We start from the raw sequence: 13,919 nt of genomic DNA, 5'->3' as shown, positions 1-13,919 counted from the left end.
AAGGCGAACCAAACGGTTCGCCTTTGTGTAAACAGATAGCGATTTCTAACTACCTCAATTCAAACAACTCTCGATGAAATGACTTCGCCGGTAAACCTAACCTTACAAATGCTTTCTCAAGTGTCTTGCCTAATTCTGATGGTCCGCAGTACCACACACTGCAATGTCTAGTACCTTCTACACACTCTGTGACTTCTGCATTTCTGAATCGACCTTGTACACTTGTGTTCTTCGTATATAGCGTAACACCAGCCTTCTTTGCTCTTTGTTTTAGCTCGTCCAAAAGTGGCTTATCTTCTTCTCGATAGCTGTAAAACAAGTACACCGTTTTGCTTGCACCAACTGTCTCTATCGCAGTTAAAAATGGCGCAATACCAATGCCTGCGGCAAACCAAACTTGTCGTTCTGCATTATCTTGAAAATTGAACCGTCCATACGGTCCTTCAATACGCGCAGCTTGTCCAACCTTTAAAGAACCTTTCAACGCAGAGGTGTAATCGCCATTCGCTTTGATCATGAGCCTTACTTCACCATTTTGATGGTAAGCGGAAGCTAAACTAAAAGGGTGTGGGCGCTCGTTATCACCAAAATCGACAAAGGCAAATTGACCTGGTTGATAAACAAACTCCGCTGAATCAACTTTGAGCATGACTTCAATGCCATTACTGATCGGCTTGATACTTTGTACTTTGGCATCATGGCATTTCTTCTTACCATTCAAATTAAAGATGGTCATGAAGCACCCTACCGTTGCTAACCCACTCACACATAAGAGAATGGCTCCAGAAAGGGTTAGCCATAGACTCGCCTCAAAAAACATCACCATGTGTAAAACTAAAAACAAGTATAAATACGGAAGCACTTTGTGGGTGAGTTGGAAGATGTTGTGCTTAAACTTTTTAATCCATGCGATCAGAACAAACGCAGCGGAAAGGTAAAAGCCATACTCACCAATAAGCTGAGCAGGGTCGCCCATTGCATCTATTAGTTTCCAAAACGGGAAAGTCTCATCCTTTGGTTCGACAAAACCAAAATCCATAGCGAAATCATCACTTAAAAATGCGCCCCAATGAAACAACGCCGAAAACACGGCAGAAATACCAAGGTACTTATGCAATCGATATTGTTTATCTAACCCTCCTAACCAGCGCTCTAAAGGCCAATGTTTAACAGATAAAATCACGCACAACGACATAAGCAACATTGACACAATGCCACTGTAGTTAACCAAATAAGTGCGCACCTGCCAAAATAGGGGCCATTCAAGAGTTGGAGTTCCAATTTGCAACACAGCATAAGGGACAAGTAACGTAATGAGTACAGCACCAAAATTGAGCATCAAATTTCTATTCATACAACGAGTTCAATCCAATCATGACTTTAATCGTCACTAAGCTATCAATAGAAGTGTGAAAAACTTGTATAGCTCGAACCCTCCAGACCATCAGGGATGGGTTGAACGCTAAAGTTCGTTAACGCAGCGATAGGCGCAGTACGACAATTCTATCGGGACGAGCTTGTTCAATGCCGTATTCACATTTCTTTTACACCGTCACCTACACTATGGAGACGACAATAAAAGACCTCTCTCAGATGAAATTAGCGCTTAAGGAGAACTCAATGAAAAAACTCATATTATGTATCGCCCTAACCGCTTTTGGTGTGTTAAGCCTGCCAAGTTATGCTGCCGCCGATGCAGAAATCATCAGTCAAGAAGATGCCATTAAAGCAGCGCTAGGGGCGTTAGATGTTGAGGTGCTAGGCATTCGTCACGATGAACCTGATACCCAGTGGGATGTGTTTATTAAACGTGGAGATAAAGCGTACGAAGTCGAGGTTGATGCTCTCACAGGTAAGATTGTTGCGGCGGAAGAGGAAAGTCTAGCCGAAGTTCAAGCAGAACTTTCTGGCGATCTTTCACATGAAGGCGTGATTGGCGATGTCGATAAATAACGAGTGAGTTAAGGGCAATATAAACCGCTCCTATTAATCTCACTTTGTGTATTCCACCCTTCTAATAGCCCATCGAAAAAAGGCGAACCAAATGATTCGCCTTAGGCGGACAGTAGGAAAGGAATTTATCGAAGACAGTTACAGCTTATCAGCGTCAACGACTTTTATGGTTGTCCAATTAGAGTTGGCATCTTGGATGAAGCCTTGTGTATCTTCCAACCAGCGCTTTTGCACCGATTTATCAAGATTCAGATATAGTTTGCCGTCTTCAATTTTCCACGCTTGAGGGTCAGTTTCGAACTTTTTACCCATCGCTACACCAAATGCACAGTAACCACCGTATTGTGGTGCGTAAGCTTGTGGATCCGTTTTGAATTGATCACGGTTTGCCGCATTAGCAAAGTGGTAGATAGCATTGTTGTAAGTGGCTGAATATTCAGGCTTGCCTTGCACTGCGCCATTATCTGTAAAGTACGCAACTGGGTCATATCCCTTGATCGCAAGATCATTAGCATCAACGCTCATGCCTACATCCGCAGCCATTAATGAAAAACTGGTTCCGAGTAAAGCGGTCATTAAAGTGAGTTTTCGACCAGTTGATTTAATGCGTGACATAGTAAGCTCCTTGTCTGTTTGTTTACCTTGTGTGAATAAATTAGCGGACTCTTCCGGTCTAAAGAGGGACTAATGACCAAAAAAATACGCAAATCGTTCGGAGGTAAAATGGACTTGTTATCACAGCTGATGGAACACTTCTCAATACGGACTGGTGTTTTCCATTCCGGGCATTTGTGTGGCATTTCTTCATTTCAATCAGATCACCACAACAGAGGCCACCTTCATGTACTTAATGCGGGTGATTTAATCTTGACGCCTGCAGGAGAAAATCCAAAACGGCTCACACAACCTTGCGTTATTTATCTGCCGAATAATACCCCTCATCGATTGGAAGGAGGTGAAGACAGTAAATTGGTGTGTGCAAACGTGGATTATAGAGGTGGTCAGATAAATCCTTTGTTGTCCGTATTACCAGACGTGATAGTCATCCCCTTTGAAGCTGCGCCAAACTTAACACCGGTATTAGATATGTTGTCTCAAGAAGCCAGCAAGAACTCCGTAGGACAGGAGTTTTTGATGGACAAGCTAAGCGACACTCTGATGGCTTTGATCTTCCGTCACTTAATTCAAGAGCAGAAAATCGAGCACGGTCTATTTGCTGCCCTTTCCCACCCTCGCCTTGCCAATGTCATTACTGAAGTGCATCAATTACCACCTCGTCACTTTCATATCAATGAAATGGCGTCCATCGCTGCGATGTCTCGGACTCAATTTATCGAGACCTTTAAACAAGTGGTTGGTGAAACTCCGGGGGATTATGTACAAAAGTGGCGAGTATCGGTCGCGCAATCGATGTTATTGCAAAATAAGCCGTTGAATTGGGTCTCTGATGAAGTCGGCTACAGTAGCTATTCTGGCTTTTCTCGTGCTTTCCAAAATATATCTGGTATGTCACCTCGCCAATGGATACAGAGCCAGAAGGAAGACGAGCTTAAAGCAAGTTGATACCAAATTGTTTCGCGATCAAATTCGTTATCGCAAAACAAATTACGGATACAACACAGCTAATAAGCAAGGTAATCCAAAAGGTATACTTGCTCAGTAGATAAGGGAAAAGAAGAAACATTGGCAGTGTTGGTACAACAAACCAAAAGGTATAAAACGCGTGGTTAGACAACTTCTCTGTGCCTTGACCTTCAATATACATCCATACCAACGCCAATATGGTCACGGTTGGTAAGGCTGCTACCAAGGCACCAAGTTTGTCACTTCTTTTCGCCACTTCAGAAATTAATACGACGATTGCCGCCGTGGTTAAGTACTTGGTCACTATCCATAGCATTGTATTGCACCTTCAATTCACTTCGCTCCGCTCTTAAAGTTAAACAAAAACAAGGCTTTGTTTACAAGCTGATAACCTAATATCTGTGAGTCTTCTCAGACATCAAGTAAAGCTATAGGCATACTATTTGAGACTTCATTCTTAACGAGTCCAACACACTTGATTTCGCCCTGAGTTTTTCGCTTTGTATAACGCTCGGTCCGCTTCTCTTAATGCGTCTTTTAGAGAGTCTGTGCCGTCAAAATAGGCGACCCCAATACTTACCGTGATATCAATGTACATATCATTGATAAACACGGGCGTATTCGCCACTGTTTTCCTTACTCGCTCGCAGTATAGGTATGCTTGTCGAGCGTTAGTGTTTGGCATCAACAACATAAATTCCTCACCACCAGTGCGAGAAAGAGTGAAATCATGGCTCGTGTTTGCTTCGCATAGCTTAGAGAACTGAGCTAATACGATGTCCCCCACCTCATGACCATAAGTATCATTAATGCTCTTAAAAAAATCGATATCAAACACAGCAATTGAGCCTGCCGTATTCTCTTTTCTTAACACCTCAAACTTGGTCTCAAGACCACGACGGTTTAGGAGTCCAGTTAAGTAATCGGTATGCGCTTCATTTTGCAGGCTATCTCGCTGCATTTCTGAATGACGAAACTTGTTGAAGTACCTCACCGGTGTTGTCACCAATATTAGTAGCGTCAACAAAGTGGCAAAAATAACCACTCGTGGGATCAAGCCACTGTCCTCTGGCGATATTGAGATTTGCCAATTGGTGTTAAAAATCGTCACGACGCCAGTATGAATGTCACAATCAATCTCACCTTTAGAGCTGATCACTTTGTCATAATAGTTGCTGTTATCAGGATCATAGCCAACAACAGAGTAATGATTCACGTGGTTTTGGTTTAATACTTGCTCTAGTTTGCTAACGATTGATTCTAAATAGATAACGGAAGAAGAAAAACCGATGAAATTCGCATCGTCTGAGATACCTTTTCTGAGGATGAATGCTTGCTTACCATTTTGAACTAAGGTGACGGGACCTATAATCGTGTTTTTCTTGCAGTTTACAGACTGGTTTGCCCCAAGTTTTCGTGTTTGGTCTTCAAGAACGTTGTGACCAATTGCCGCTTTATGCTCGTCGTAGGGATAAGCATATTGCACGACCCCTTTTGGAAGGTATAACAAGGCATCCACATTGGTATAAGTGGATAAAAGCTTACGACTAAGTTTATTAAACTCTGCTGATGACATGTCATGGTTCTTAGAAAGCACCACAACTTCTTTCAATACTTCAGCCGTAATCAATGCGTCATTAAAGATGACTTTCATCTCTTTATTGATAGCACTGATAACTTGTTCAGATTCTTTTTCGTTATTGATGGCGGTTAGTTTTGTGGCGAGTAATTCCGTTAGCAATAATACCGAAATTAAAAATACTACTTTGATGCCCCAACTCATTACAACTGTCCTAGATTAACCCACTCTCCCTATCCCTAATTCAACAACTAAAATCCGTTTAGCTTTCATTCACTGCAATTCTGATCAAGATTTGAACTTGATGCATTTAAGAAGCGGCGATTATACGCATAATTGTATACTGTTCGATGATCAAAAGGTGTCGTTACGGATAAATATTTTTATCAATCAACAGTAAATTTCTATCGATCGATTTGATTGATCGACACAATCGATTCTATTAATTAAAAATATTGACCGACACGGCAAAAACTTAATGCCTAAACTGATGAATTTTCAAACAAATCTAGCCATTTTCTAGAATTGTCACTGATAATCGTCTGGTTTACATGAGCGACAGCAAGCAGAGCCAAATTTACTCGTCAATTGAAGGCGAGCCAAAAACTCGCCTTTAATCTTATATCAACAATCAAGCTATGAATGATCAGTTAATGTCTTGCACCTTCATAACCAGTTCTTCCCAGTTTCTTTGGTTTTCGATATCGTGCTCTAAACCTTGGTCATCGGCAATTTGGAAACGCTTAACCGCTGGCGTTTTGCTGGTTGCTTGGTAAAGCCAGTAAGCTTCGGCTTTCAACGCTTCATCGATTGGCTTATCGATTGACTCGTACACCATTTGCTTACATGCATTAATAGATTCAGCTGGGAACTTAGAAATTCGCTGCGCTAACTCATCAACATAAGGACCAATCTCATCAGGCTCCAACGCTTTGTTTATGGTGCCGTACGCTTCTGCTTCGTCCGCATCGAAGTCGCGAGCACTCAAGATGATTTCTAGAGCACGTCCTAAACCAACCTGGCGTGCCATCCGAGATGCGCCACCACCGCACGGTAAGATGCCCATGCCAACTTCCATCTGCATAAATTTGTATTTACCGCGTGCGGCAAAGCGCATATCACATGCCAATGCAAATTCATGACCACCACCACGGGCAAATCCCTCCAACTTAGCAATCGTTGCTTGTGGTAGCTTGCTGATCCTTTCTAACACTGATTGAAGGTCAAGCAATTTCGCTTCTTCACGTGAAACCGCTTCTGTCGACATTTCTTTCAGCAATTCGGTGTCGTAATGACAAACCCAAATTTCTGGATTAGCAGATTGGAATACAACCACTTTCACGTTACGGTCACGTTCCAGACGTAGCGCTAAACCGTTCAAATCCGTCAACATTTCCTGCCCTTGTACGTTTACCGTTCCAAAATCAAACGTAACATAAAGAACTGCTTCTTCTTGTTTTGCAGTAAATGTTTTGTAGCCTTCGTAAGCCATATCCATTTCCTTTTTCCAATAAAAACATAACGTTGCGATTTACTTAAGCAACGCAATTAACGTTACGCCTCTGAAAAACATCAAACAATGATTTATAAATTGAAACAGTATTTACGAAAACTAAAAGGTTGTTTGTCCGTTTACGACTAATCGTTAAGTTTCCAGCGCTGATTATTTGCATTCACAAGCAACTAGAACAGCGACCTTCTAGTTGCTCGAATGACTATCAACAAGCGCACTTCACATGGGCTTGTGCGATCCCACGGTCTAACTGCCTATTCATAACTAACTTAATCCTTGGACTCTTTAGCTTCTGTTTTCTCTTCCTGAAACTCTTCACTCTCTACGACATCAACAACGTCCTGAGTTTCCGTATCGACCCACTTCATAAACACCTGATAACCAGCAGCTAAGAATGCAGCGCCAATAAACATACCCAGTATACCGCCGGACATCATGCCGCCAACGGCACCAATAAGGACAATAGGCATCGGGACTTCTAACCCTCGCCCGAGAATCAATGGTTTTAAGAAGTTATCAATCAAGCTAGCGGCGATCAGTAAGATGGTAAAGATCACGTTATGAACCGTTCCGCTGTCCCCCGCCCACAATAAACCAACGGCGACTAAAGCAATAATAGTGACCGGAAGTTGAACGATAGCGAAGACTAGTGCGATAAGTGTAAACAAGGCTGCGGCAGGTACGCCGGATAATGCAACGACACCGCCAAATGCCATTGCTGTTAAGAAAGCAATACCAATGATGCCCACGGCGACTTGCCTGATAGTTGCAGTGGTAAGTTGGTGCAAATCCGGACCTCTTACTTCATCGGTAAAACTAATGAAGATCTTACGTATCGACCTAGCCGCAGGTTGTGCCCAAGCAAGCATGATCCCCGCAATAATAATCGCACCAATCAGCATAAACACACTTTTCGCCGCACCTGTCGCACTGTCAACAAACCAACTAAAGAACCCTTTAATTTGTGGCTGACGCTTTTCAATAAAAGTTGGTAGATCGTCCGCTGCTTCATACCAAACCGCATGAACTTTTTCACCGACCAACGACCAGGTTTTCACACTGTCTGCTGGCTTGGTGATTACCAAAGTGCCATCTCGGTAAGACTCAAACGCACCTAAGGTTTTAGAAGCAAAAGAGTTGCCCACCATTGCTGTTGGCGTGCCGAGAATCAGCACACCAATAATCGCGATCAATGTTGCCGAGCGCGCGGAGCTTAATCCGAGTTTTCTTTCAATAACAAGTTTGACTGGATAAAGCGCAATAGCAAGGACTAACGCCCAGAGCAAAATAGGTAAAAAAGGTAAGAATGCCCACCAGCACACAATAACGATAAGCGTCGTGATTGAGAATCGTATCAAAGATGTGGTGAACGCTTTCGCCAGTATTTTCTCAAGATTTTCATTTGAATTATTCACTGTTTATCCCTTTGGTTTCACGTCATATCCCCATCATCTGATGATGGATAACGTGTCAATTTGTCCAAGCACAGTCATTGTCCACGCGTTACACAAGTGGATGTTTTAGAGCCCCACTCTGCAACGCAAAGCTCACATATAAAACCTAGTACAACCTCCCGTACATTCAACGGTTTAATGTTGAGTTGTTTATGAAGTCGATGTTAAGAAGCGTTATTAAGTGACCATATTCTGATTTTGCGGTTCTCTATTTCCACTTGTATAACGCGCGCTTTATATTGCTCACTTTGTTGCACTATTTAAGCAGTAAGGGCAAAAAGATGTCAGCACTCGAACTTATGCGTTCAGGAAAGGTTTATAACTGTCTGGACGAAGAACTTCAGCTCATGCGGGAGCGCACATGTGAGCGCATTTTCAACTTCAACCATGAACCCAATGCAGCAAAGCGTCATGCACTTCTCGTTGAAATAGGCGTCAATCTTGGTGATGGTGCTTGTATCCAAGCCCCGTTGCAATTGACGTATGGATGCAACCTTTCAGTTGGCTCGCACACTTACATTAATTGGGACGCCATCATCATAGACAACGGGCAGGTAACTATCGGCGCGAACGTGATGATTGGTCCACGAGTTCAAATCTATACCGCAGCACATGCTTTAGAGACAGAGCAACGCCTCGCTGGTGATGAAACTGCAAAACCTGTAACGATAAGAGATAAAGTCTGGATTGGTGGCGGTGCGATCATTATGCCGGGCGTGACGATTGGAGAAGAAGCCGTGATTGGGGCTGGATCGGTCGTAACGAAAGATGTTGCTCCGGGAGACCGCGTTGCTGGTAACCCTGCTCGTTCTATCAAAAAAGAATGACAAGCTTGTCAGCAGAAGGAATAGAAAACCGGAGAGATTCAACGGTTTGTAGAGGTCACCAACCGATATACTCTTTCTTTTCTTTCAAGGACTTGCTTTATGCCTTTTTCGACAAAGTCGTTAATAATAGCGTTCTCTCTCGCCACCAGTTCGGTGTCACTGGCGGCGACAATTGAAAGCTCAGTTTCACACGAAACAGTTTCCCAAGACGCGATTGCAAATAATGCGGCGTCAACGACCTTTCCATCTACTCAGACATGGCTAAACCACGTCACAACTGGCTTAGCCCCTTACTGGATGGATGAGAAAGCTTACGGAGAACCTGTTGGAAACTTCCCCACTTTCCGCTGCAACGATGGTCGCAAACTGGATACAGCTAATGTCTGCAATGAGTTAGATCGAGGCTGGATTACTCCCTATTTTGGTCGTGAATATACGCGAATGAAATCACGCCAAACCTACGCCTATGGGGTTCTTTTCCACCTGACTGGAGACACTCAAGCCCTTGAGTTAGCTAAACAAGGGGCATATTACTTAATCAATGAATTGCAAGACAAAGAGCATGGCGGCTTTATTTCGTTCACACAAAACAAACAAGCTGGTTTAAAGTGGACACAGAGAACTTCACAAGACCAAGCTTACGCACTCGTTGGACTTGCAATGTATTACTACTTAACGGGCGATCCTCAAGTAGAAAAAGTGCTTATTGATCAGCAAAAATTTATCTTTGATAACTACAGACTCAACGATGAAGTAGGACTTGCTTGGGTTTTACAAGATGGTGATGAGCAAAGTGCAAAACAGCATGAGTTGGTTGCACAATTAGACCAAATTAACGGCTATATGCTTTTGGTTGCTCCCCTATTACCAGAACCACACCGAACGACATGGCTCAGTGATCTAACTTGGTTAACAGATACATTAGTTGAACATTATCACTCAGATAAAGAGCAGCGCTTCTACGGCGCCATTCATCACAAAGCCGTCATGCAGCCAAACGCTAAACATAACGATTTCGGTCACACCATTAAAGCGTATTGGATGACTTACCTTGTCGCAGAACAAATAAACAATGCCGATTGGAAACAGTTTGCGAAACAAGGCATGAGAACGACATTAGAGCGAGCGCAATATCAACAACAGTTTGAACCAGTTAGCGCTTTATTCTCTGCCGAATTACAAAGCAAATGGGCGAATCAATCCATCCCTGCTTGGCAAAGCCGCCCTTACTCTAACGGCAGCTCTTCTTGGGAATGGGCGGAGCTTGACCAATCAGCAATGACACTTGCCATTTTGGATAACGAGGTTGGGCATGTACTGCCATACACCACACGTACTTTTATGGATGCATGGGTTGATCATCAATATGGGGGCGTCGGTCTCGATCCAAAATCAACCAAAGCGTTTCATTGGGGCAATGGTTATCATCAATTCGAGCACGCATTGATTGGCACCTTAACGTCTGGTGCACTAAACCAGCAGCCAGTGACTTTGTATTACGCAAATTCGAGCAAAGCGCAATCCGATTTCATGCCTTATTATTTCCAGGGCAAATTGGATAACTTCAAGCGAACGGCGCAAGGCGAAATTCAAGCAGTGACCTTTAGTAACATCACCCCATAACCACTCTTTGTGTGCGTATCAGCAAACAAAAAGGCGACTCGATGGTCGCCTTTTGCATGCTTGTTGTGGGTTAGATTTTGAACGAGCCGACGTAATGATCAAGCGTTTGTGAGAGCTCGGCCAGTTGTTGACTCGATTGCTCTAATTGCTCACTTGCATTTAGACCGAGCTTCACTGAGTTGCTCACCGTATCCATGTTCATGTTGATCTCGTTAGCTACCGTCGATTGCTGTTCTGTTGCCGTTGCAACCTGAGTATTAATATCTAGAATGGTCATTACCTGTTTAGAAATTGCTTCTAGTGCTTGTCGCGCCAGTTCCGTCTCCGCAGTTCCTTCTTCGATAAGAGCTTTACTGTTCCCCATTGAACTCACGGCATTTTGCGCTTCGTCTTGCAAGCGTTTGATCATCAGGTCAATCTCATCGGTTGACTGCGCGGTTTTCGTCGCAAGGTTACGCACCTCGTCAGCTACCACAGCAAAACCACGACCTGCGTCACCAGCACGAGCAGCCTCAATTGCAGCATTAAGTGCCAACAAGTTGGTCTGTTCTGAGATACCTCGAATCACCTCAAGGATTGAACCGATCGATTGAGTATTATCTGCCAAACTTACGATGATGCTGGACGTGCTGTTCATCTCGGTTTCAAGGTTTGTGATTGCCGTAGTGGTCTTTTGCAGCGTCTTGTAGCCTTCTTGCGTTTCATCCGTTGCAGTACTTGCCGCACTCGCTGCACCTGCTGCGTTCGATGCAATTTCGTTAACCGTCGCAATCATTTCATTCATTGACGTCACCACCAGCATGGTTTGCTCGTTTTGCTCCTGCCCACGAATCAACGCCTGTTGAGATTGCTCACGTAAGGCAGTTGCAGAGCCATTCAATGCAACACCAGTGTTCACCACTTGCGAAATAATGCCATGAACCTTTTCGACAAAGACATTAAATGCTGATGAAATCTGAGCCACTTCATCATTACCTTTTGTTGGCAAACGAACAGTCAGATCGCCTTCCCCTTGGGAAATATCATGCAGTGCATTTTTCAATACAGATAACGGCTGCATTAAGTGGCTTAGCAGAAGTGAAAGTAGTAGCACGCAGAGTACAAATATCACGATCATTGAACCAAGTTGGTAACTAATAATACCGTTCGTCGCTTGGCTCACTTCCGTAATTGGAATACCGATATCGAACGTGCCGTAGAGCTGGCCATTCACGTAGATTGGAGCCATGATATCGAACACCCACACTTGCTGCACATCCGCGTACCACTTCGAGTATTGCTGCACACCTTTGGTTGCACCCGCCACTGTATAGTCATCTTCGTACTTCTTGTTTAGCTTTTGTTTATCACTGTGTGCAACAGCCGAAACATTACTATCGATTACAATGGCATAACTTACATCTGAGCGTTGCTTTAACTGGTCAACTAACGCTTGGAGATCTTGGACCGGATGGTTTGAGTTCTCTAAAATGTAACTTGCATTCTCAGCTAAGAACTCAGCCTGAACCTGAGATTTGTGCAAGATGATGTCATCGATTTTCTGACTGGAGATAAAGTAGGTAGACGCCATACTCGCCATTACAGCAATGCCAAACATGGCACAAACGGCTAATAGGATGATTCTTTTCATTATGGTTGTCTCAACGCAAGCGATTAATTTCTATCAACGGGGTTAATTAAGCCGATGACTTGGCATTACTCTCTTTGCCAACCCATTCTCCCGCGACACTGGTTTTAACTATTCAGTTACGTTATCCGCATCAAATGCAACAACTTTAATAAAATGAACCGTTTTTATATCAGTATCACACTTTTATAGAATAACCATGTAAGCCGTGTAGATTTACCAACACCTAAATAAGCCATTGCTAATTAGCAAGTTTCTGACAAATAATACGCTCTCATAATCATTCAAATTGATATTCGAACATCATTAATGCACAGTTAATCACATCGAAAAAATCACCAAAATTAATCGATTTAATTCCTTATTAACTTTTATAAATCCGGACTAGTATCAAGGGGAACAACCGTTCAACGTATATAAGGCTAATAATAATGAAAAAGACTTTATCCACCCTAAGCATTGCGCTGGCGCTGTTTTCTAGTGCTTCATTTGCTGCTGACAACTACACATTAGATTCAAACTTTTCTTCAGTAAGCTTTGCTACCATCAAGAACCAGTTTGTTGTCGAGCCAGCGACCATCAATACTCTTTCCGGCACGTTAGACAGCAATGGCAAATTTGATGTTGCTATCGATCTAAATAGCATTGAGACAGGTATCCCTATTCGTAACACCCGTCTTAATGAAATCTTCTTTGAATCTGCGAAACACGCACCAGTAAAAGTGACAGGAAAAGTTGATTGGGCTTCTCTGGGTGAAGGCTCACACAAGGTAAAAGTACCTGCTGAAGTAACGCTGTTTGGTAAGACAAAATCCGTTGAGTTTCCGGTTGTTATCCTAAACGCTGGCGATACGGTAATGGTGAGCTCAAGTGCACCTGTGATTATTGGCGCTGCTGACTTTGGTATTCCTAGTAAGAACTTAACTGACCTCGCGGCAACAGTTGGCGGGATTAAGATTTCTGATCGAGTTCCACTCACTTTGAATCTAACCTTTAAAAAATAGTTAGATTAAGTGGACACAAAGGCTTGGAGGCTCACCAAGCCTTTTTTCTTTCTACACGCCTTCAACCAACCGCACTGTGCGGCTTACGACGACTGACTTTGCTTAGTCACATTAAATGCCATACTCCGCAATACGTCGTTCTTATTCACAAAATGATGTTTCAACGCTGCTAACGCATGTAGCAACACCAAGCTTGCGAGTGTGGCACAGCCAAAACGATGAACCATAAAAAAGAACGCATTCACTTCGGCATTAGAAATTGGGTTTGGAATGGTAAACAACCAAAAGAATGGATACTCATGTTTAAGCATCAGAAAACCACTAACAAACACTACAAACATCACCAAATAGATAGCGCCATGCGTGAGTTTAGCGATGCTTTTCTGGGTATGAGAAACCGATTTTGGTAACTCTGGGGCTTTACGAAAGAATGACCACCCCCAACGTACAATCAATAACACGGAGGCGATGGTTGCAAACGACATATTGAGCGTAGATAGAACATGGAACACCTGCAGCATATCCATAACGAATAACATGCCGTAGCCTGCAAGCGTTGCATAAATGATAATCACCGCCATAGCCCAATGTAGCCATTTACTGAACGCATCGTAGTGTTGAGTGGGGGTATTTTGGACGCACGGAATCGCTTTCTGGTGCTGACCAGAATCTAATCTCGACATATTGTCACCACTGAATTAGTTTGAGATTTACATGGGAATACGACGAGAGAAGGCTTTCCCATGATGAAGATT

Annotated in this window: 13 protein-coding genes; 5 read left to right on the top strand and 8 right to left on the bottom strand. The window is 43.2% G+C overall.

What is annotated here, in order from left to right; genetic code table 11:
* Positions 1 to 49: 49 nt before the first annotated feature.
* A complete protein-coding gene (locus tag QMY49_RS23515) occupies positions 50 to 1,354 on the bottom strand; it encodes a ferredoxin reductase family protein (protein ID WP_230850129.1) in 1,305 nt (434 codons plus the stop codon).
* 266 nt (positions 1,355 to 1,620) lie between these two features.
* On the opposite strand from QMY49_RS23515, the gene QMY49_RS23510 reads away from it, so the two are divergent.
* Entirely contained in the window at positions 1,621 to 1,953 is a 333-nt protein-coding gene (locus tag QMY49_RS23510; protein WP_017818757.1) for a PepSY domain-containing protein, read from the top strand.
* Between the two features lie 138 nt (positions 1,954 to 2,091).
* Here QMY49_RS23510 and QMY49_RS23505 read toward each other — a convergent pair whose 3' ends face one another.
* Entirely contained in the window at positions 2,092 to 2,568 is a 477-nt protein-coding gene (locus QMY49_RS23505; protein WP_009699010.1) for a YHS domain-containing (seleno)protein, read from the bottom strand.
* A 108-nt stretch (positions 2,569 to 2,676) separates the two neighbouring features.
* Between QMY49_RS23505 and QMY49_RS23500 the strand changes: the two genes are divergently transcribed.
* Positions 2,677 to 3,516: an AraC family transcriptional regulator gene (locus QMY49_RS23500; RefSeq protein ID WP_283316788.1), complete on the top strand. Its 840-nt coding sequence runs from the start codon at positions 2,677 to 2,679 to the stop codon at positions 3,514 to 3,516.
* On the opposite strand, the gene QMY49_RS23495 is transcribed toward QMY49_RS23500, so the two are convergent.
* The 4 genes from QMY49_RS23495 to QMY49_RS23480 form a co-directional block, all read right to left on the bottom strand.
* Positions 3,503 to 3,853, bottom strand: a complete 351-nt coding sequence (locus QMY49_RS23495; protein WP_283314716.1) for a DUF3147 family protein — start codon at positions 3,851 to 3,853, stop codon at positions 3,503 to 3,505. The two genes, QMY49_RS23500 and QMY49_RS23495, sit on opposite strands and share 14 nt — an antisense overlap.
* A gap of 141 nt (positions 3,854 to 3,994) precedes the next feature.
* On the bottom strand, positions 3,995 to 5,320 hold the full coding sequence (locus tag QMY49_RS23490; RefSeq protein WP_045487225.1) for a sensor domain-containing diguanylate cyclase: 1,326 nt from the start codon (positions 5,318 to 5,320) through the stop codon (positions 3,995 to 3,997).
* Between the two features lie 442 nt (positions 5,321 to 5,762).
* Complete coding sequence (locus QMY49_RS23485) at positions 5,763 to 6,608, bottom strand: enoyl-CoA hydratase/isomerase family protein (RefSeq protein ID WP_005447102.1); 846 nt, start codon at positions 6,606 to 6,608, stop codon at positions 5,763 to 5,765.
* 290 nt (positions 6,609 to 6,898) lie between these two features.
* A complete protein-coding gene (locus QMY49_RS23480; protein WP_283314712.1) occupies positions 6,899 to 8,044 on the bottom strand; it encodes an AI-2E family transporter in 1,146 nt (381 codons plus the stop codon).
* Positions 8,045 to 8,364: 320 nt separating this feature from the next.
* On the opposite strand from QMY49_RS23480, the gene QMY49_RS23475 reads away from it, so the two are divergent.
* Both QMY49_RS23475 and QMY49_RS23470 read left to right on the top strand, forming a co-directional pair.
* A complete protein-coding gene (locus QMY49_RS23475; RefSeq protein WP_283314711.1) occupies positions 8,365 to 8,910 on the top strand; it encodes a sugar O-acetyltransferase in 546 nt (181 codons plus the stop codon).
* A 99-nt stretch (positions 8,911 to 9,009) separates the two neighbouring features.
* Positions 9,010 to 10,533, top strand: coding sequence for an AGE family epimerase/isomerase (locus QMY49_RS23470; protein WP_283314710.1), 1,524 nt, complete (start codon positions 9,010 to 9,012; stop codon positions 10,531 to 10,533).
* A gap of 70 nt (positions 10,534 to 10,603) precedes the next feature.
* Here the strand turns inward: QMY49_RS23470 and QMY49_RS23465 are convergent, their stop codons facing one another.
* The gene (locus tag QMY49_RS23465; protein WP_283314708.1) at positions 10,604 to 12,163 is read right to left on the bottom strand and encodes a methyl-accepting chemotaxis protein; all 1,560 of its coding nucleotides are present in this window, start codon (positions 12,161 to 12,163) and stop codon (positions 10,604 to 10,606) included.
* A gap of 428 nt (positions 12,164 to 12,591) precedes the next feature.
* Here QMY49_RS23465 and QMY49_RS23460 point away from each other — a divergent pair, with 428 nt between their 5' ends.
* Positions 12,592 to 13,164, top strand: a complete 573-nt coding sequence (locus QMY49_RS23460) for a YceI family protein (protein ID WP_005447112.1) — start codon at positions 12,592 to 12,594, stop codon at positions 13,162 to 13,164.
* Between the two features lie 83 nt (positions 13,165 to 13,247).
* Here QMY49_RS23460 and QMY49_RS23455 read toward each other — a convergent pair whose 3' ends face one another.
* The gene (locus tag QMY49_RS23455) at positions 13,248 to 13,847 is read right to left on the bottom strand and encodes a cytochrome b (RefSeq protein ID WP_283314704.1); all 600 of its coding nucleotides are present in this window, start codon (positions 13,845 to 13,847) and stop codon (positions 13,248 to 13,250) included.
* Positions 13,848 to 13,919: the final 72 nt, after the last annotated feature.

It is taken from the genome of Vibrio harveyi, from assembly GCF_030060435.1.
GTDB classification, from domain to species: Bacteria; Pseudomonadota; Gammaproteobacteria; order Enterobacterales; family Vibrionaceae; genus Vibrio; species Vibrio harveyi.
Note: the sequence above shows the minus strand (reverse complement) of the source record. Positions and strands in the feature narration are given on the sequence as shown.

Bases quoted from the DNA above. Each gene is read 5' to 3' on its own strand.
- QMY49_RS23475 (WP_283314711.1), top strand. From the start codon at position 8,365: ATGTCAGCACTCGAACTTATGCGTTCAGGAAAGGTTTATAACTGTCTG.
- QMY49_RS23485 (WP_005447102.1), bottom strand. From the start codon at position 6,608: ATGGCTTACGAAGGCTACAAAACATTTACTGCAAAACAAGAAGAAGCA.
- QMY49_RS23500 (WP_283316788.1), top strand. From the start codon at position 2,677: ATGGACTTGTTATCACAGCTGATGGAACACTTCTCAATACGGACTGGT.
- QMY49_RS23490 (WP_045487225.1), bottom strand. From the start codon at position 5,320: ATGAGTTGGGGCATCAAAGTAGTATTTTTAATTTCGGTATTATTGCTA.
- QMY49_RS23515 (WP_230850129.1), bottom strand. From the start codon at position 1,354: ATGAATAGAAATTTGATGCTCAATTTTGGTGCTGTACTCATTACGTTA.
- QMY49_RS23505 (WP_009699010.1), bottom strand. From the start codon at position 2,568: ATGTCACGCATTAAATCAACTGGTCGAAAACTCACTTTAATGACCGCT.
- QMY49_RS23510 (WP_017818757.1), top strand. From the start codon at position 1,621: ATGAAAAAACTCATATTATGTATCGCCCTAACCGCTTTTGGTGTGTTA.
- QMY49_RS23455 (WP_283314704.1), bottom strand. From the start codon at position 13,847: ATGTCGAGATTAGATTCTGGTCAGCACCAGAAAGCGATTCCGTGCGTC.
- QMY49_RS23460 (WP_005447112.1), top strand. From the start codon at position 12,592: ATGAAAAAGACTTTATCCACCCTAAGCATTGCGCTGGCGCTGTTTTCT.
- QMY49_RS23495 (WP_283314716.1), bottom strand. From the start codon at position 3,853: ATGCTATGGATAGTGACCAAGTACTTAACCACGGCGGCAATCGTCGTA.
- QMY49_RS23465 (WP_283314708.1), bottom strand. From the start codon at position 12,163: ATGAAAAGAATCATCCTATTAGCCGTTTGTGCCATGTTTGGCATTGCT.
- QMY49_RS23470 (WP_283314710.1), top strand. From the start codon at position 9,010: ATGCCTTTTTCGACAAAGTCGTTAATAATAGCGTTCTCTCTCGCCACC.